Source organism: Gluconobacter sp. R75690 (genome assembly GCF_015244525.1).
Lineage (GTDB): Bacteria > Pseudomonadota > Alphaproteobacteria > Acetobacterales > Acetobacteraceae > Gluconobacter > Gluconobacter potus.
Genome location: NZ_JABCQB010000004.1, coordinates 219,202 through 236,189 on the forward strand (window position 1 = coordinate 219,202; position 16,988 = coordinate 236,189).

Consider the following 16,988-nt stretch of genomic DNA (forward strand, 5'->3'; position numbering starts at 1 on the left):
GCCTGCGGTTAGAAAGCTCGCGTCATAACCTCCAACGGAAAGTTCCTCTGCATGCTTCGCAAGGCCCTTCTTCTGGGTGCAGCCATGATGGCTGTGCCTGCTCTGGCGGCAGGTCCTGCCACACTGGCGCCCAATGCTGACAGCGTGACGAACGGAACCGTAACGGTCAATGGCGCGACCATTCCCTATCGGGCAGTTGCAGGCACCATTCTGGTTCATGGCGCCGACTACAATGACTCCGGCGATATCCTGGCCAAGCGTGGCACCAAGCTCGATGGCGGCAAGGATGACGACAGCAAGAACGCGCCCGTCGCCTCCATGTTCTACACCGCCTATTTCAAGGAAGGTGTCCCCGCCGAAAAGCGCCCGATCACCTTCCTCTATAACGGCGGTCCAGGCTCGGCCTCCGTCTGGGTTCACATGGGTACCTTCGGCCCGCGCCGCGTGAACACGCCGGGTGACACCCACCTGCCGGCTGCCCCCTATGCACTCATCAACAACCCGCAGTCCCTGCTGGACGTCTCGGACGTCGTCTTTATCGATGCGCCGGGCACGGGTTTCTCGCGGATTGCCGGCAAGGACGCTGACAAGGAATTCCTTGGCGTCGATGGTGACGGTGAAGCCTTCACACATTTCATCTCGAAGTTCCTGGCCAAGTATCACCGCTACAATTCGCCCAAATACCTGTTCGGTGAAAGCTATGGCACAATGCGCTCGGCCGTGGTCATCAACGACCTTGAGCAGGACGAGAACATCGACTTCAACGGCGTGATCCTGCTGTCGCAGATCCTAAATTATGACAACAGCGATGACAGCCCGCAGTTCAACGCAGGCGTTGACGATCCGTATGTGCTGGCCCTGCCCACCTACGCCGCGACGGCCTGGTATCATCATTGCCTGCCGGCCGAGCATCCGGACCTGAAGGCCTTCCTGCATGAGGTCGAGCATTTCGCGATGACCGACTACACGCTGGCCCTGCGTCAGGGTGCGGATCTGCCGGAAGACCAGCGTCAGGCGATTGCGGCGAAGCTGCATGACTATACGGGCCTGCCGGTCGACTACATCCTGCGTGCGGATCTGCGCGTCAATGGCGGCGAGTTCGACCAGCAGCTTCAGGCGAAGACCGGGATGGCGACGGGCCGTCTGGACACCCGCTATTCAAGCCCGACGATCGACCCGATGAGCCAGGAAGTGGATTACGATCCGCAGTCCAGCGCTATCAGCTCGGCCTATGTCACGGTCTTCAACGACTACGTCCGCAACACGCTCAAATACGGCACGGACGAGGATTATCGCCTCTATAACAGCCAGGGCCACTGGGACAGCCATCACCATCAGCCCGGCCGCGGCTACCAGCCCAAGGGCGAGCCGAACGTCATGACAGATCTGGCCATGGCGATGAAGACCAACCCGAACCTGCATGTCATGCTCAACGCCGGCTACTACGATCTCGCAACGCCTTACTTTGAAGGCGTGTACGAGATGAAGCATCTGCCGATGCCGAACAGCCTGCAGAAGAACATCGAATATGCGCAGTACACGTCCGGCCACATGGTCTATGTGGACCCGGCGACCCTGCAGCAGCTTCACGACAACGTGGCAGCCTTCATCCGCCGGACAGACAATCTGCACTGATCCCTGACGGGACCGGAAAAGGCGGCGAAGGGGCAACCTTTCACCGCCTTTTTTGTGCTCAGCCCTTCCGGACAGGCCAGCCGATCCGTACAAGGACGCAGTCAGGCCCGTTGACGGCGAACTCGTACATCCCCCAGGACCTGACTGACGGCCCTTCCTTCTCAAGCACCCGCCCCGTGAAGGCCTGCGCCAGCCCATCCACATCCGGACGACGAAAATAAAGACCGAACGGATTGCGCCCGGCCTCAACCCAGCCGGGAACAGCCTGCGTCAGATGGAGTTCCTCGCCTTCCGCCGTTTCCAGAAGCCTGTATTCGGCTGAACTTCCGTTGCGGGACGAGAAGCCGAGGACCGCAAAAAACTGCTCTGCCTGCGCGAGATCGTTCACCGGCAGAATGGCAATGACGGATCTCCGGGGTTCAGACTGGGACATCGGGTCTTTCCTTGAAAGAGGAACACAAAAAACCCCGCCAGATTGCTCTGGCGGGGTCTGATGCGTCACCGGAGTGAAGAAATCAGGCGGACTTCGCGATGATTTCGTCGGCCACGTTACGCGGCACCGGATCGTAGTGATGGAACTGCATGGTGAAGGATGCACGACCCTTCGTTGCAGAACGCAGGTGCGAGATGTAGCCGAACATTTCCTTCAGCGGCACCTGTGCACGGATCATGACGGTCGAACCAGCGGTTTCCTGGTTCTGGATGATGCCACGGCGGCGGTTGAGATCGCCCACGACGTCACCGACGTGATCGTTCGGCGTGGTGATTTCCACGTCCATGATCGGCTCGAGGATCACCGGACCGGCGTTCTTCATGCCTTCACGGAAGCAGGCCTTGGCAGCGATTTCGAAGGCCAGAGCCGACGAGTCAACGTCATGGTACTTACCGTCGAGCAGCGTGAACTTGAAGTCCACGGTCGGGAAGCCGGCGAGAACACCCGTGGTGCTCTGCATGCGGATACCCTTTTCGACAGCCGGGATATATTCCTTCGGAACCGTACCGCCGACGACCTTGTTCTCGAACACGATCTCGTCCGGCTTGTCGGACGGAGCGAACTCGATCTTGACTTCAGCGAACTGACCCGAGCCACCAGACTGCTTCTTGTGGGTGTAGGTCTCGACATGCGGCTTCGTGATCGTCTCACGATAAGCCACCTGCGGTGCACCGATGTTGGCATCAACGCCGTATTCACGACGCAGACGGTCAACGATGATGTCCAGGTGAAGCTCGCCCATGCCGGACAGGATGGTCTGACCCGTTTCCTGATCGGTCTTGAGGTGCAGGGACGGATCTTCGGCCGTCAGCTTCTGCAGCGCCAGCGTCATCTTCTCGACGGCATCCTTGGTCTTCGGCTCGACGGAGATGTCGATGACCGGGACCGGGAACTGCATACGCTCCAGAACCACCGGATCGGCAGCATCGGCAAGCGTGTCACCCGTGACGGTGTCCTTGAGGCCCACGAATGCGGCGATGTCACCGGCACCGACGGACTTCACTTCCTGGCGCTTGTCGGCGTGCATCTGGAACATGCGGCCGACGCGTTCCTTGTGACCCTTCGTCGTGTTCAGGATGGTGTCACCGGAGTTCAGGACGCCACGATAGACGCGGACGAAGGTCAGCGTGCCGTACTTGTCGGAGATGATCTTGAACGCAAGGCCAGCGAACTTGCCGTCCGGATCAACCGGAACGATCGGCAGGAAGTCCTCGTCGACCTCTTCGCCTTCCGGCGGAGCGATGCGGATGCCTTCGACTTCGTCAGGAGCCGGCAGGTAGTCGATGACGGCGTCGAGCAGGGGCTGCACACCCTTGTTCTTGAAGGCCGTACCGCACATGACGGGACGGAATTCGCCGGAGATCGCACCCTTCTTGATGCACTTCTTCAGGGTTGCGACGTCCACGTCACCCTTCTCGAAGTACTCTTCCATGGCAGCGTCGTCCATGGCGAGAGCCGTGTCGAGCAGCGTCTGGCGGGCTTCGGCAGCCTTTTCCTTCAGATCGTCAGGGATCTCTTCGTAGTGGAACTTGGCGCCGAGTTCGCCGCCTTCCCACACGATGGCACGCATCTCGACCAGGTCGACCACACCGATGAAGTTTTCTTCGGCGCCGATCGGGAGCTGCAGCGGCACTGCAACGATGTCGAGCTTCTCCTTCAGCGTGCTGAAGGCGTAGTAGAAGTCCGCACCGGTACGGTCGAGCTTGTTGATGAAGATGATGCGCGGAACGTTGTAACGGTCAGCAAGGCGCCAGTTCGTTTCGGACTGCGGCTGCACGCCGGCCACGCCTTCGATCACGAAGATCGCGCCATCGAGCACGCGGAGCGAACGGTTGACTTCGATGTTGAAGTCAATATGGCCCGGGGTGTCGATGATGTTGATGCGGTGGTCGTGCCACTCACACGTCACGGCTGCCGAGGTGATCGTGATGCCACGCTCACGTTCCTGCGCCATGTAGTCGGTGGTGGTGTTGCCTTCGTGGACCTCACCGATCTTGTGAGAGACACCCGTGTAATACAGGATACGCTCGGTCGTCGTGGTCTTACCGGCATCGATATGCGCGGTAATACCGATGTTGCGAATCTTCGAGAGAGCCGACTTGGCTTCCTGAACGCTTTCGGACACGGAGAACCTCCAAAATACAATGAAAGGTGTTTCAGCCTGAACCGAAACACCTCCGCTGCGGTCCTATTGAAAGGACCGAACCTGATTTATCCCAGTGGCGGCTGAATGACGCAGACCGCCATGGTTTTCAAGAGCAATCTTGTTACCAAACAAAGTCCGGCAAAGATTTCTCAGGCGGTCTGGGCAGCCTTGCGTTCCTGAACGCGCAGGATACGGCGCTTGATGACCTGGGCTTCCGTCGGAAGCTTGCGGTTCGGCGTACCCAGCAGGAACGAATCCAGCCCACCGTTGTGCTCGACCGTGCGGATACCGTTGGTGGACAGGCGCATGCGCACCGAAGCACCGAGAATATCGGAGATCAGCGTGGTCTCCTGCAGGTTCGGGAGAAAACGACGGCGGGACTTGTTATTGGCGTGGCTGACGTTGTTGCCCGTCAGCACGCCCTTGCCCGTGATCTGGCAACGGCGAGACATGGTGGTACTTTCCTCGATGCTGGATGACGCAGGACAGCGAGGTCCGGCGTGTTCCGTAAATCAGGCGCGGCTTATGACGTATGCTTGGGGGCTTCGTCAACCCCCGGGAGCGGTCCAGCGACGTTTTCACCGGCCTGTGCAGCCCACATTGCGGCATAATGGCCACCTGCGGACAGCAGTTCCGTGTGGCTTCCCTGCTCCACCACGCGCCCCGCGTCAAGCACCACGATACGATCGGCGTCCTGAACCGTGGAAAGACGATGCGCGACAATGACCGTCGTGCGCGCCTGTGAGAGCACTGCCAGTTCCTTCTGGATGGCGACTTCCGTGCGGGTATCGAGCGCGCTCGTGGCCTCGTCCAGCAGAAGGATGCGCGGGTCCTTGAGGATGACGCGCGCAATGGCCACACGCTGCTTCTCCCCGCCCGAAAGCTTGAGGCCACGCTCACCGACAACAGTGTCATACCCATCGGGAAGTTCACGGATGAAGGTATCGATCTGCGCACTCCGGGCCGCCTTCTCGATCTCCTCACGCGACGCGGACAGATCCCCATAGGCAATGTTTTCGCCAATGCTGGAATTGAAGAGCACCGTATCCTGCGGAACCGTCCCGATGATGTTCTGGATGTCAGTCGGCGCAATATCGCGCAGGTCATGACCGTCGATGCAGACCGAGCCTTCGGTCGGATCATAGGCTCGGGTCAGCAGACGTCCCAAGGTGGATTTGCCTGACCCGGTATGCCCGACAATGGCCAGAGACGTACCTGCGGGAATATTGATGGAAACATCGTGCAGGATCTGCCGCGCAGGGCTGTAGCCAAAGGAAACATGCCGGAACGCCACGGACGCCGCCCCCGCTTCCGACAGCTTTCCCGGCAGACGAACCGGCTGGACGGCATGGGTGATCTCGGAGCGCACGGCAAGCAGTTCGAGATAGTTCTCCAGATCAACGCGCGCATTGCGCCAGCCTGCACTGACGTAATTCAGGGCACCCACGGATGAATAGAGACCACTCAGATAGCTGCCGATCAGGACGAACTGCGCAACCGCCAGCCGGTGCGCCACGATATCATGAGCCGCCATGGCCAGCAGGGTCGTCGTTGTGACTGCGATCAGAATGCCGCGGCTGATCTGGGAGAGGCTGACATAACGCTGAAGGCTGATTTCAGCCCGCCGGAGATCCTTCCGAGCCGCGTCGTAACGGGCAATTTCATGCGGTTCGTTGGCGAAACTGCGGACCGTCTCGAAATTCAGAATGCTGTCGACCAGCTGGTGCTGGGCCTCGTTGCTCGCACGGTTACGGGCCCGTCTCGCCGTCATTCTCAGACGGGTAAAAACATAAGAGACAGAAGAATACAGCCCGAGCGCCAGCAGAAGCAGCCCGACGTAACGCCAGTCGAAGATCTTCAGAATGACGGTCAGCGTCATGAGGAGTTCGATGACATTAGGCAATACATTGAACAGCGCCAAGGACAGCAGCGTCCCGACCGCATCCGCCCCCCGGTCAAGCGTGCGCGTCAGGGAGCCGGTCTGCCGGTCCAGATGGAAACGCACGCTCAGATCATGCAGATGGCGCAGGCCAAGAACAGCCACACGACGCTGAAGATCCGTTTCGACAGGCTTGACCAGAAGCTCCCGCAGCGGGGTCGCCAGCCCCGAAATAATCCGGATGACCGCATACTGGGCAATCAGCCAGACCGGGACGGCCAGCAGGGTCTCGGGACGTGACAGACTGCTGACCATGCGGCTGAAGAGCCAGGGCGTGGCGACGGCCGTGCCGCTTTCCACCAGAAGAATGACGAGTGCAAAACCGATGCGTGTCGCGTCGGGCCAGAGTTTTTCGGGCCGGATCATGGGCCACAGCACCCGCAGGGAGAGCGCTTCAGATGTCGAATCGGTTTTCTTGAGCATCGGCAGACTATGGGAAGTGCAGGCGATGCTTTGCAAATGCCTGTCTGCATGCGACATATCGCTCTGTGTGTGACAAATCCTTCCCCCCTGCCCTCGAACCCTTTCTTCGGCATATTGCAGCCTGCAACAGCGCAGTCCTGCCAGGTGGCCGCCTTCCGTTTTTCTGCGGATCAGAACAGATCGGCTGGGTCAGCCCCACAACCGCACAGACGCTTCAATCACTGGGCCTTCAGAAGGACCAGGGTTTCGGCGTGAACACCGGCACGGAGCTTCTGCCGCTCTCCCAGACGCTATGTGACATGGGGCTCTACGCCTCCCATGAGGAAGCCTTCGATGTCCGTAATGACAGTGGCATCGTTCTGGGCCAGGTGGATCGCGGCGCCATACCGGTTCTGGGACTGGCTGCCGAAGGCGTGCATCTGAACGGACTGGTCGAACGTGAGGACGGACTTTTCCTTTGGATAGCCCGTCGCAGCATGAGCAAGCGTCTTGATCCGGGAAAACTGGACCATCTGGTCGCGGGCGGCATGAGCGCAGGTCTCGATCCACAGACAACAGTCATCAAGGAAGCGCAGGAAGAAGCCGGCATCCCGACGGAACTGGCAGCAACTGCCCGCGCCGTCAGCCGGATCGAATACGCACTTGAGCGCCCCGAAGGGCTGCGACGCGACGTGCTGCACTGCTATGACCTGCTCCTTCCGCAGGATTTCACGCCCATAGCGGAAGATGGCGAAGTGGAGAGCTTTCACCTTCTGCCCATTCAGGAAGTCGTCGCGCTGGTCCGGGACACCGATGCGTTCAAGTTCAACGTCAATCTTGTCCTGATCGACCTGTTTATTCGCCGCGGCCTGTTCGCCCCTGCTGAAGCCGCGATCCTCCGAAACGCCCTGACAGGTGGGGCTGCGTGAAGAAAACGCTGCTTCTGCTGACCCTGACAGCTCCGCTGCTCGGCGGATGCATCGTGCCCGTCAGCGTCACACCCAATCTGTGCCGCGAAATCCAGACCCGCGACGGTCTGCAGATCAGACTGATGTTTGGCCTGACACGCCCCGATGGCAGCATCATCGATGGCGATGACTGGCAGAATTTCGTGGACAGCGAAATCACGCCGCGCTTTCCCGCAGGTTTCACCGTGATCGACGCGCAGGGACAGTGGTATGATGCAGCAGGCCACCGGATCATCCGCGAAGCATCGCGAATCGTCTGGATCGTGGCTCTGTCTTCGGATCGCAACCTGCAGCCTTATCTGAAAGCCATTCGTCAGGCGTATCAGAAACGTTTCAGTCAGCAGGCCGTCGGACTGGCCATCCAGTCCGGCTGCTCTTCATTCGAAAACGTGCCCGTGGAATAGTTCCATGATGCGGAACAGTGTTACTCAGGTTCCTGCATCTTTCTTCATCCGGACTTCTCTCGTCGGAGCAGGTCTCTCTGCACAGGACGACAGTTCAGACATATTTTCATTCCGGAATTCTCATGACCGATTTTTCTCCGCCCCCTTCTCCCGACACCATCACGGTCGAGGCCTCTGCCTCGACCGGAACGATCCAGCGGCGTGCCCGGGGCTTTCTGGCGCTCTTCTTCGTGGCGATCGGCCTTTACACACTCAAGGGCTTCCTGCCCGCGCTGCTGTGGGGCTGCGTGTTCGCCATTTCGATCTGGCCCCTCTACCGCAGGGCCGAACTGCGCTTCGGACGCAGCGACTGGCTGCCGATGGTATTCACGCTGGCGGTAGCACTGATCTTCCTGGTGCCCGTCTCGCTGGTCGGTGTGAAGGTCGCGGATGAGGCGCGAAGTGCGCTGGAATGGATTGATGACGTGCGGAACAACGGCATCCCGATGCCGGAATGGGTCCCGCACCTGCCGTTCCTGTCCGCACAGGCCACCAACTGGTGGCAGAACCACATGACGAGCCCGCAGCGCCTGTCCCATCTGCTTCATTCGGTGGATGTGGGACATGGCATGCAGATGACCAAACAGGTCGGATCGCAGCTTGCACGCCGCGGCACGCTGTTCGCCTTCTCGCTCCTGACGCTGTTCTTCCTGCTCAAGGATGGAGACAGCGTGATCCGCAAATGCCTGCTCGGATCGCAGCGCCTGTTCGGCGAACAGGGTGAGAGCCTGGCCAAGCAGATGATCTCGTCCGTGCACGGCACGCTGGCGGGGCTTGTTCTGGTGGGTCTGGGCGAAGGGGCGATCATGGGCATCGTCTACATGGCAACAGGTGCGCCCCAGCCCCTGCTGTTTGCGATGGTGACGGCCGTGGCGGCAATGATCCCGTTCCTGGCCTGGCCGACGGTCGGACTGGTGGCCCTGCTTCTGCTGGCAAAAAGCAGCATGATCGGTGCGATCGTCGTCTCGGCCATCGGTTCGGTCGTGATCTTCATCGCAGACCACTTCATCCGCCCCGCCCTGATTGGCGGCAGCACGAAAATGCCGTTCCTGTGGGTTCTGCTGGGAATTCTGGGAGGCGCCGAGACCTGGGGTCTACTGGGCTTGTTCCTTGGGCCGGCCATCATGGCCGCGCTGCATCTGCTGTGGACACTCTGGACGGAAGTCAATCCGCGCAAGGGCGTCTATGCAGAAGACAAGAAATCTTAAGAAAGGGAAATTACCGCAGGACTGGTCGGGCAGGCGGGATTCGAACCCACGACCCCCAGTCCCCCAGACTGGTGCGCTACCAGGCTGCGCTACTGCCCGTCGTCCTGCGGTGGCGGTGGTTTAGCAGTGTCCCGCCGTCACCGCAATGGGGCATTGTGACTAGACGGGCAGAAGATTTCGCAAATTGCGAAGCTCTTCGAGAATTTCCCGCAGTTCCGAACGCAGCAGGCTGTTTTCAGCTTCGGTCTTTTCCAGCGTATTGAAAAGAAGTTCGTTTTCGTCACGTAGGGTCACGAGCAGAGCAGAATCGGGCGCTTCGGCTTCGGCTTCGGCTTCGGCTTCGGCTTCGGCTTCGGCTTCGGCTTCGGCTTCGGCTTCGGCTTCGGCTTCGGCTTCGGCTTCGGCTTCGGCTTCGGCTTCGGGGCTCTCATTTTCCGCCGTGCTGTCAACCGTTTCCGTCACGACGACCTCATGGGCGGCAGCAGGAATTTCCGGAAAAACAATGTCGTCAACGCTGGCTTCTGTCGGCGTCACCGGAGTATCTTCATTCTCGACAGGTTCGGCCACCGGCGTTGCGTCCACAACAGGCGCAGGACTTTCTTCAGTCGCCTCAACCGTAACATAAACCGCTTCCGCAGATGCTGCCGAAACCTCCTGCACCGTTTCAGGCATAGCCTCCGGAACAGCCTTCTGGGCGACCGCACGCGCCTTCTCGGCACGACGCTCTCTCAGAACCCGCAGAACCCCCTGCCCCTTGTAGCCCTGCACATAAAGCAGATCCGAAATCAGCCGTAGCGTCTCGATATGCTCGGGGCTGTAATAGCGGCGGCCACTTTCCCCACGGAAAGGCTTTACGCCCGGATAAATGGTTTCCCAGGACCGCAGACGGTGCTGGGGAATATGCAGCTCTTCAGCGACTTCACTGATGGTGCGGTACGCCTCGGGCGCCTTCCTGACCTTTTCCGGAGCGGAAGCAAGATCATCGTTTGGCGAAACCATGACGGCCTGGGATGTGGAATTATCTGTCATGGGTGGAAGCCTCAGCCGCTGCACCATTCTCGGAACCGTTCATGCGGTCCCTCAGCAGTTGGGAAGGTCTGAACACCAGCACGGCCCGCGGCAGGATGGGAACTTCCACACCCGTCTTGGGATTGCGGCCGATACGCTCGCCCTTCTGGCGGACAGAGAATGTTCCGAATCCGCTCAGTTTCACGGATTCGCCTGCTTCAAGGCGGTCTGAGATCACACCCAGCAGGCTTTCAAGAATCATGGAGGAGTCATGCCGGGAAAGACCGACACGACTATAAAGATGCTCGACAAGATTCGCGCGCGTGACTGTGCTCATGTCACTTGCGTATCATGACGTTCAGAACAGTCAAAGGAATCAATCATTAACCTGCCCGTTGTCAGGGCACAGGCTTACATCCGGATGAGGGCGGATCCCCAGGTCAGACCACCGCCCAGCGCTTCCATCAGCACCAGATCGCCCTTCCTGACCCGTCCATCCCGCACGGCTTCGTTCAGAGCAAGCGGAATCGACGCCGCAGAGGTATTGGCATGACGATCCACGGTCACGACTACCCGCTCCGCCGGAAGCGCCAGCTTCTTGGCCATCCCGTCAATAATGCGCAGATTCGCCTGATGGGGGACCATCCACTGGATATCCTGCCCGGTCAGACCGTTGGCCTCGAGGGCCTCATCGACAGCCTGCGAAAGCTTGACGACGGCATGACGGAAAACCTCACGCCCCTGCATCCGCAGATGCTGCGATGTGGACGGGCAGCCCGCCGCACCATCCACATACAGGATATCGCCGGTCCGGCCGTCCGAATGCAGATGCGTGGACAGAACGCCCTCGCCTTCCCCCGCACCGGTTTCCAGAAGAACCGCCCCCGCACCATCGCCAAACAGGACGCAGGTGGACCGGTCGGTCCAGTCCAGCAGACGCGAGAAAACTTCGCTGCCGATCACCAGGACCTTTTTGGCTTGTCCGGACTGCATCAGGGCCGTTGCCGTCGCGAGGGCATAGACAAAACCCGAGCAGGCCGCACTGATGTCAAAGCCAAACCCGGCAGTCATGCCAAGACGCGCCTGCACCTGCACAGCCACGGCCGGAAAGACCTGATCCGGCGTCGCCGTGGCGACCAGAACGGCATCGACCTGTGACGCATCCACGCCGGCATATTCCAGCGCCTGACGCGCAGCCTCGGCCGCCATGCTGGACGTCGTCTCGTCACCGGAGGCGATATGCCTCTGGGCGATGCCGGTCCGGGTTTTGATCCATTCGTCCGAAGTCTCGATACCGAATTTCCGGGCAAGATCGTCGTTGGTTACGACGTCACGCGGCAGATAGCCCCCGACACCCGTCAGGCGGACACGAATGGGATCGGACATGTTTTTCAGCTCACAGGTTCAGGGGCGGCCTTGGCAGCGGCAGAAGCGACAGGCTCGGGAGCCCCCATTCCCAGCTGCTCCAGGCGGGCGCGTATCTTGTCGTTCAGGTGGTGCGTGACGGCATCCATGGCAACATCAATGGCTGCGGCAAAGCTCTCGCCGTCCGCACCGCCGTGCGACTTCACAACAATACCGTTCAGGCCGACAAACAGGGCGCCGTTATAGCGACGCGGATCGATCCATTCCCGCATCCGCTCCAGACCCGGCTTGACCAGTAGATACCCCAGACGGGTCAGAAGATTGGTCTCGAAGACGCGCCGCAGGAGACTGAAAGCGAGCTTGAGCGCGCCCTCACCGGTCTTCAGGGCGATATTGCCGGTAAAGCCATCCGTCACGACCACATCGGTCGTCCCGGCCGTGATGTCATGCCCTTCGACAAAGCCATGGAACTGGGGCGCCAGAGGGCTGGCCCGGAGGCGCTCGGAAGCCTGTCGCAGACGGTCATCCCCCTTCAGCTCTTCTGAGCCGACATTAAGAAGACCGATCGTAGGAGACGGAAGACCGAGCGCAGCCTGGGCGAAAGCCTCTCCCATGACCGCAAACTCAACCAGGTTGCGGGCATCGCAGGCGATGTTCGCCCCGAGATCCAGCATCACGATATCACCGCGCGCGGAAGGCTCGACAGCGATCATGGCCGGACGGGAAATGCCTGGCAGGGCTTTGACGATGATCTTGGCCAGCGCAAGCATGGCGCCGCTATTACCAGCCGACACGACACCACAGGCTTCCCCGGCGGCGACGGCTTCCATGGCCATGCGCATGGATGAGCCCCGCACGCGGAGCGCCGCAGTCGGTTTCATATCCATGGAGATACTTGCCGCAGCATGGCGGATATCACACAGACGGGCAGCTTTGGGATATTTTGCCAGAGCCGGCCTGAGAAGGGCCTCGTCTCCAATCAGGAGAATACGGGCCTTCGGGTGCCGGTCGGCGGCCAGATCGAGTCCGGCGAGGACGATATCCGGGGCCCTGTCACCACCCATTGCATCGACGGCGAGGGCGTAAGGCCCGGAGGCCGCGATGTCACGTTCGGGCGTGACAGGCGCTTTGGTCATTGAGACAGTTTCCCGGACAGCATCACAGATGCGGACCGCACCCCGAGGAGTACGTATCCGCAGATAGGGATCAGGCGCGGACGGCGGTCTTCAGGCCCTTGCCGCTGTTGCCAGCAGCGACCACTTCACGGCCATCATAATGGCCACAGTGGCTGCAAACGTGATGCGGACGCTTCATCTCGCCGCAGTTCGAGCACTCTGCATGAGCCTCGACACCCAGGGCTTGGTGGCTGCGACGCATGCCACGACGGGACGGCGTAGTCTTTCTTTTAGGGACGGCCATGGCTTTTATGCCTCTTTCTGCTTCAGTGTCGGCACCCCTGCTCCGCTCCCCGCGGCATCCGGTGCCCTGTTGTTCGTCGTCTCGTAATTACGTCGAGTTCAGGCGGGCGGCTCTAGCAGAGCCCGGGGCAACCCGCAAGTCAGACGTGGGATTTTATTCTTTCCTGTCCCCGTTTTTCAGCACGGAAAGCGCCGAAAACGGATTGGGACGGCGCGGACCATCCGGCCCCTCGCCAGACAGATGTGCCCCTTCTTCCCCTTCTGCAGGCGCCACGTCAACTGCATTTTCCAGACCGGCGCCGGGTTTGCGCGGATACGGGTCCAGCATCAGGGCCAGTTGCTCGGCCGCCGCCTCACCGATATCGACGGCCTTGCCATCATGCGGAACCTCGTCCGGTCCATCCAGATCGATGGAATCGATGTCGAATTCGTCTTCCGGCATGTCGGCTGCAGGGATGAACTTCAGGAAGAAGGTCTCGGCCAGCACGTCCTCGAAAGGCTCGGAGGTAATGACGCAGATCTGCGTAACCTTCGCCGAAAGATGCCCTTCCGCCAGAACGCTCCGGTTCTCCGAAGGTGTCAGGCGAAAGCGGCAGACCAGGGTTTCGATCTCGGGGATTCCGAGCCGGGCGGCGAGAGCCTTGCGCTCGGCGGCCGAGGCCTCGATCGTCTCGTCCAGTCCCGATCCCAGCCGATTGAAGGGGATGCGTCGGGAAAATTCGGGTGAATGGGACATTCAGGCACTCCAGCCCCCGGAATATGGGGGAAATCGTTGACATGCAGGCGCCGTTCGGGCACGCGCTCATTTGAGCGGTTCTCTTGCACAGGATAGTTTCCGGATCCATGAATAACGCATCTTCCCCGACGCCCCAAAGCAGAACACGCCTCCTTCGCCGTTTCGCACAGGCCGGAGTGGCATGTGTCCCGCTGCTGCTCGGCGGATGCTCGTTCTTTTCCCCGATTCCCGAGCCGCGCGGCTCCCTGATCGAAAAGACCGACTACGCGCAGCTCGTTCCCGGAACGAGCACACGCACGGATGTTCTGGATCTGCTGGGCTCGCCGACCGCCCACGCGACCTTCGACGACAACACATGGATCTACGTGTCCATGATCACGTCCCCGACGCCGCTGACCTTCCCGAGCGTGAAGAAGCAGCAGGTCGTGGTCCTGAACTTCGATAACGGCGGCGTCCTGCGCAAGATGGACACGCTGAACAAGAAGAACGCGATGTATGTGGGCATGGTGGGGGCAAAGACACCGACCCCAGGCACCAGCTCATCTATCCTGCAGGAGCTGCTGGGCAATGTCGGCCGCTACAACCCGATGAGCGGCATGAGCAGCCAGTTCGGTGGCAGCACCGGCCCGATGGGCGGTCAGGGCACCGGCAATGGCGGCGCTGGCAATACGCTGCCCTGAGCCTGACTATTTCGGGAGGCTGAGCACCACGCCCAGACCTCCCAGCGGGCTCTCCACCAGACGGATCGATCCGCCATGGGCATGAATGATGTCCCGCACGATCGTCAGCCCCAGCCCGCTATTCCCATCCTGACTGGCCGTCGTGCCATTAAGTTCCGAAATTGCTGCCCGGCGACTGGCCGACAGACCCGGACCGTTGTCCTCAACCGTGATTTCAACGTTCCGCTCTCCCTCACGCAGGGAAAAGCGCATCGCCCCCCCGTGACGGCGGGCATTTTCCGCAAGATTTGTCAGCACACGCCGCAGGGCATCGGGGCGCACCGTAGCTTCCACGCCCTCACGTCCTTCCACGCCCAGAACCTGCCCCCCGGCCCTCACCGTGGCTGCTGCGACATCATCCAGCATGCCTCTCAACTCGGTCAGAACGGGCTCTTCCGCGCCTTCCCCCCGGGCAAATGACAGATAGCTGCCGATCAGACGCTCCATATCCTCAATATCCGCAACCATATCCGCAAGATCCGGCTTCAGGGTCTCGGCGCGGATCGGACCAAAGGTCGGGATCATGGCGACGGTCAGACGCAGCCGGGTCAGAGGCGTGCGCAGATCGTGCGACACCCCGGCGAGAACCGCCGTCCTCTGCGCCACGAAACGATTGACGCGCGCCTGCATGCGGTTGAAGGCAATGGCAGCCTGACGGACTTCCCGCGCGCCCTGCGGACGGATCGGTCCCTGGTCCCGCCCCATACCAAACAGTTCAGCCGCATGACCCAGCCTGCGAATGGCCCGCACCTGATTGCGCATGAACAGACCGGCGATCAGAAACAGTACGATCGAACTGCTGACAGCCCAGACGACGAACAGCCAGATCGGCCCGATATTCAGACGCTTCACCGGCACCATGACGACCATCACACCCTGCGGAAGCTGGATGGATGCCCGGACGGTCTGCGGAGACTCCGACCAGTCCACATCATAGGGGCGGCTAAGATTCTGCCGGATGGAACGCGCGAAATCGTCATCCATCGGGCCGAGAACATGATTGGTGCCATACCGGGAAAGCGTTTCGCCGGGCTGGAATGAAAATCCGAGCTGGGTCCGGGACGACGCGTCCTGAAGAACGAGCGTCCGCTCGACCTCTGAAGAGGTGTGCTCGATCATGGCAATGACGAGCGAGACCTCACCCGTGACACCGTCCGACAGGCGCCGGGAGACCACATTCAGGTAGGTGCCATAAAACAGGCCCAGCGCAATGGCCTGCGTGACCAGCAGCGGAATGAGGACGATCAGCATGGATCGCCCCATCAGGGAACGCGGCAGGATACGCCTCAGCGGGCGGTCCAGCTTCTGCCAGGCATCGTCCCGCTCCCCCACAGACTCAGCGTCCCGGCTTGAGAACATAGCCCTTTCCCCGGACGGTATGAAGGAAACGCGGCTCCTTGGGATCGGCCTCGATCCGGCGACGCAGGCGCGTAACCTGCACATCAACGGCCCGCTCGCCGATTTCATCCATTTCAAGAGCACGGGCGATGGCTTCACGGGAGAGCACCGTCCCGGGCTGACGGGTCAGCACCCCAAGAAGAGCGGACTCACCACCCGTCAGATGGACCGCTCCTTGCGGCCCGCTGAGCAGGCCACGTTTGACGTCAAATTCCAGCTCCCCCAGACGCAGGACATCCGGCACCTCATCCACAGCTGGCAAAGACGGCACCATCCTGCGCAGATGCGCCCGCAGACGGAGCAGAAGCTCCCGCGGCTCGAAAGGCTTGCCCAGATAGTCATCCGCGCCCGCTTCCAGCCCACCAATCCGGTCCGCCGGCTCACCACGCGCCGTCAAAAGCAGGATCGGCAGCGACAGACCGTCCCTGCGCAGACTGTTCGTCAGGGACAGGCCATCCTCACCCGGCATCGTCACATCGAGGACAAGAGCATCCGGCTGAATGCGCTGCAGGACGTCCCGTGCCGTCTGCGCATCAAGCGCCGTACTGACACGATAGCCGTTTTCCGACAGATAACGCTGAAGCAGCCGCAGCAGACGCGGATCGTCATCGACCACCAGGATATGTTCATCGCTCATCGTGCGCGACTTTCCGACGGAGCCTGAAGGGGCGCCAGAACCCGCCGGAATCCCTCGACAGCCGTCATGCCGGCTTCGCGATATGCCCGGGTCATGACTTCGCGGATCATGAGAAAGAGTTCGCGCTCCAGCGCCTCTCCACTCGCCGTCAGCCGCAGCGGCCGCCTGCGGCGGTCATGACGGTCTTCTTCCTGAATAAGCAGTTTGCGCTCCCGCAGATCTCCCAGAGCACGCCCCAGAGACTGCTTGGTAATGCCCAAACTGTTCAGCAGAACACCAGGCGTGATCCCCGGATGGGCGGCGGTCAGAAACAGGATGCGATGATGCGCAGGCCCCAGCCCCTTTTCACGCAAAAGCGCCTCGCAATCGGCATTCAGGGTCCGCCAGGCCAGCATCATGGCTTCGTAGGACTGACGGATACGGTCTTCGCGCAGATAAAGATGCGCCGTGGCAGAGGACGGAACGTCCATGAG

Annotated in this window: 18 protein-coding genes and 1 tRNA gene; 5 read left to right on the forward strand and 14 right to left on the reverse strand. The window is 60.8% G+C overall.

Annotation, left to right across the window (positions count from 1 at the left end; genetic code table 11):
• Positions 1-51: 51 nt before the first annotated feature.
• Positions 52-1,635, forward strand: coding sequence for a S10 family peptidase (locus tag HKD27_RS06620; protein ID WP_062498156.1), 1,584 nt, complete (start codon positions 52-54; stop codon positions 1,633-1,635).
• 58 nt (positions 1,636-1,693) lie between these two features.
• On the opposite strand, the gene HKD27_RS06625 is transcribed toward HKD27_RS06620, so the two are convergent.
• The 4 genes from HKD27_RS06625 to HKD27_RS06640 form a co-directional block, all read right to left on the reverse strand.
• Positions 1,694-2,068 carry a glyoxalase gene (locus HKD27_RS06625; RefSeq protein ID WP_194688963.1) on the reverse strand — a complete coding sequence of 125 codons (375 nt, stop codon included), beginning with the start codon at positions 2,066-2,068 and terminating at the stop codon, positions 1,694-1,696.
• Between the two features lie 82 nt (positions 2,069-2,150).
• The gene (gene fusA / locus HKD27_RS06630; RefSeq protein WP_194264558.1) at positions 2,151-4,253 is read right to left on the reverse strand and encodes an elongation factor G; all 2,103 of its coding nucleotides are present in this window, start codon (positions 4,251-4,253) and stop codon (positions 2,151-2,153) included.
• Between the two features lie 170 nt (positions 4,254-4,423).
• A complete protein-coding gene (gene rpmB / locus HKD27_RS06635) occupies positions 4,424-4,726 on the reverse strand; it encodes a 50S ribosomal protein L28 (RefSeq protein ID WP_041110511.1) in 303 nt (100 codons plus the stop codon).
• Positions 4,727-4,797: 71 nt separating this feature from the next.
• Positions 4,798-6,636: an ABC transporter ATP-binding protein/permease gene (locus HKD27_RS06640; RefSeq protein ID WP_194688964.1), complete on the reverse strand. Its 1,839-nt coding sequence runs from the start codon at positions 6,634-6,636 to the stop codon at positions 4,798-4,800.
• A gap of 65 nt (positions 6,637-6,701) precedes the next feature.
• On the opposite strand from HKD27_RS06640, the gene HKD27_RS06645 reads away from it, so the two are divergent.
• The 3 genes from HKD27_RS06645 to HKD27_RS06655 all read left to right on the forward strand — a co-directional run bounded on the left by HKD27_RS06645 (position 6,702) and on the right by HKD27_RS06655 (position 9,234).
• A complete protein-coding gene (locus tag HKD27_RS06645) occupies positions 6,702-7,544 on the forward strand; it encodes an NUDIX domain-containing protein (RefSeq protein ID WP_370544246.1) in 843 nt (280 codons plus the stop codon).
• Entirely contained in the window at positions 7,541-7,987 is a 447-nt protein-coding gene (locus tag HKD27_RS06650; RefSeq protein ID WP_194688965.1) for a DUF3574 domain-containing protein, read from the forward strand. The genes HKD27_RS06645 and HKD27_RS06650 overlap by 4 nt, the downstream gene beginning before the upstream one ends.
• Positions 7,988-8,109: 122 nt before the next feature.
• A complete protein-coding gene (locus HKD27_RS06655; protein ID WP_194688966.1) occupies positions 8,110-9,234 on the forward strand; it encodes an AI-2E family transporter in 1,125 nt (374 codons plus the stop codon).
• 22 nt (positions 9,235-9,256) lie between these two features.
• Here the strand turns inward: HKD27_RS06655 and HKD27_RS06660 are convergent.
• The 7 genes from HKD27_RS06660 to HKD27_RS06690 form a co-directional block, all read right to left on the reverse strand.
• Positions 9,257-9,333: transfer RNA gene (locus HKD27_RS06660), tRNA-Pro, on the reverse strand.
• A 60-nt stretch (positions 9,334-9,393) separates the two neighbouring features.
• On the reverse strand, positions 9,394-10,263 hold the full coding sequence (locus HKD27_RS06665; protein WP_231748105.1) for a MerR family transcriptional regulator: 870 nt from the start codon (positions 10,261-10,263) through the stop codon (positions 9,394-9,396).
• Positions 10,253-10,579, reverse strand: coding sequence for an integration host factor subunit alpha (locus tag HKD27_RS06670; RefSeq protein WP_062494694.1), 327 nt, complete (start codon positions 10,577-10,579; stop codon positions 10,253-10,255). The genes HKD27_RS06665 and HKD27_RS06670 overlap by 11 nt, the downstream gene beginning before the upstream one ends.
• Positions 10,580-10,653: 74 nt before the next feature.
• A complete protein-coding gene (locus tag HKD27_RS06675; RefSeq protein ID WP_194688968.1) occupies positions 10,654-11,628 on the reverse strand; it encodes a beta-ketoacyl-ACP synthase III in 975 nt (324 codons plus the stop codon).
• A gap of 5 nt (positions 11,629-11,633) precedes the next feature.
• Positions 11,634-12,743, reverse strand: coding sequence for a phosphate acyltransferase PlsX (gene plsX, locus HKD27_RS06680; RefSeq protein ID WP_194688969.1), 1,110 nt, complete (start codon positions 12,741-12,743; stop codon positions 11,634-11,636).
• 70 nt (positions 12,744-12,813) lie between these two features.
• The gene (gene rpmF / locus HKD27_RS06685) at positions 12,814-13,026 is read right to left on the reverse strand and encodes a 50S ribosomal protein L32 (protein ID WP_011251715.1); all 213 of its coding nucleotides are present in this window, start codon (positions 13,024-13,026) and stop codon (positions 12,814-12,816) included.
• Positions 13,027-13,179: 153 nt separating this feature from the next.
• On the reverse strand, positions 13,180-13,761 hold the full coding sequence (locus HKD27_RS06690; protein ID WP_041110520.1) for a DUF177 domain-containing protein: 582 nt from the start codon (positions 13,759-13,761) through the stop codon (positions 13,180-13,182).
• Positions 13,762-13,868: 107 nt separating this feature from the next.
• On the opposite strand from HKD27_RS06690, the gene HKD27_RS06695 reads away from it, so the two are divergent.
• Positions 13,869-14,441, forward strand: coding sequence for an outer membrane protein assembly factor BamE (locus HKD27_RS06695; RefSeq protein ID WP_041110521.1), 573 nt, complete (start codon positions 13,869-13,871; stop codon positions 14,439-14,441).
• 6 nt (positions 14,442-14,447) lie between these two features.
• On the opposite strand, the gene HKD27_RS06700 is transcribed toward HKD27_RS06695, so the two are convergent.
• Genes HKD27_RS06700 through HKD27_RS06710 form a run of 3 tightly spaced genes read right to left on the reverse strand, consistent with a single transcriptional unit; the run spans position 14,448 to position 16,985 of the window.
• Positions 14,448-15,839 (reverse strand): ATP-binding protein, encoded by a 1,392-nt coding sequence (locus HKD27_RS06700; protein WP_194688970.1) that lies wholly within the window; start codon positions 15,837-15,839, stop codon positions 14,448-14,450.
• A complete protein-coding gene (locus HKD27_RS06705; RefSeq protein WP_062449639.1) occupies positions 15,817-16,515 on the reverse strand; it encodes a response regulator in 699 nt (232 codons plus the stop codon). The genes HKD27_RS06700 and HKD27_RS06705 overlap by 23 nt, the downstream gene beginning before the upstream one ends.
• Positions 16,512-16,985, reverse strand: a complete 474-nt coding sequence (locus HKD27_RS06710; RefSeq protein ID WP_228518380.1) for a MarR family transcriptional regulator — start codon at positions 16,983-16,985, stop codon at positions 16,512-16,514. Before HKD27_RS06710 ends, HKD27_RS06705 begins: the two co-directional genes overlap by 4 nt.
• Between the last annotated feature and the right edge of the window lie 3 nt (positions 16,986-16,988).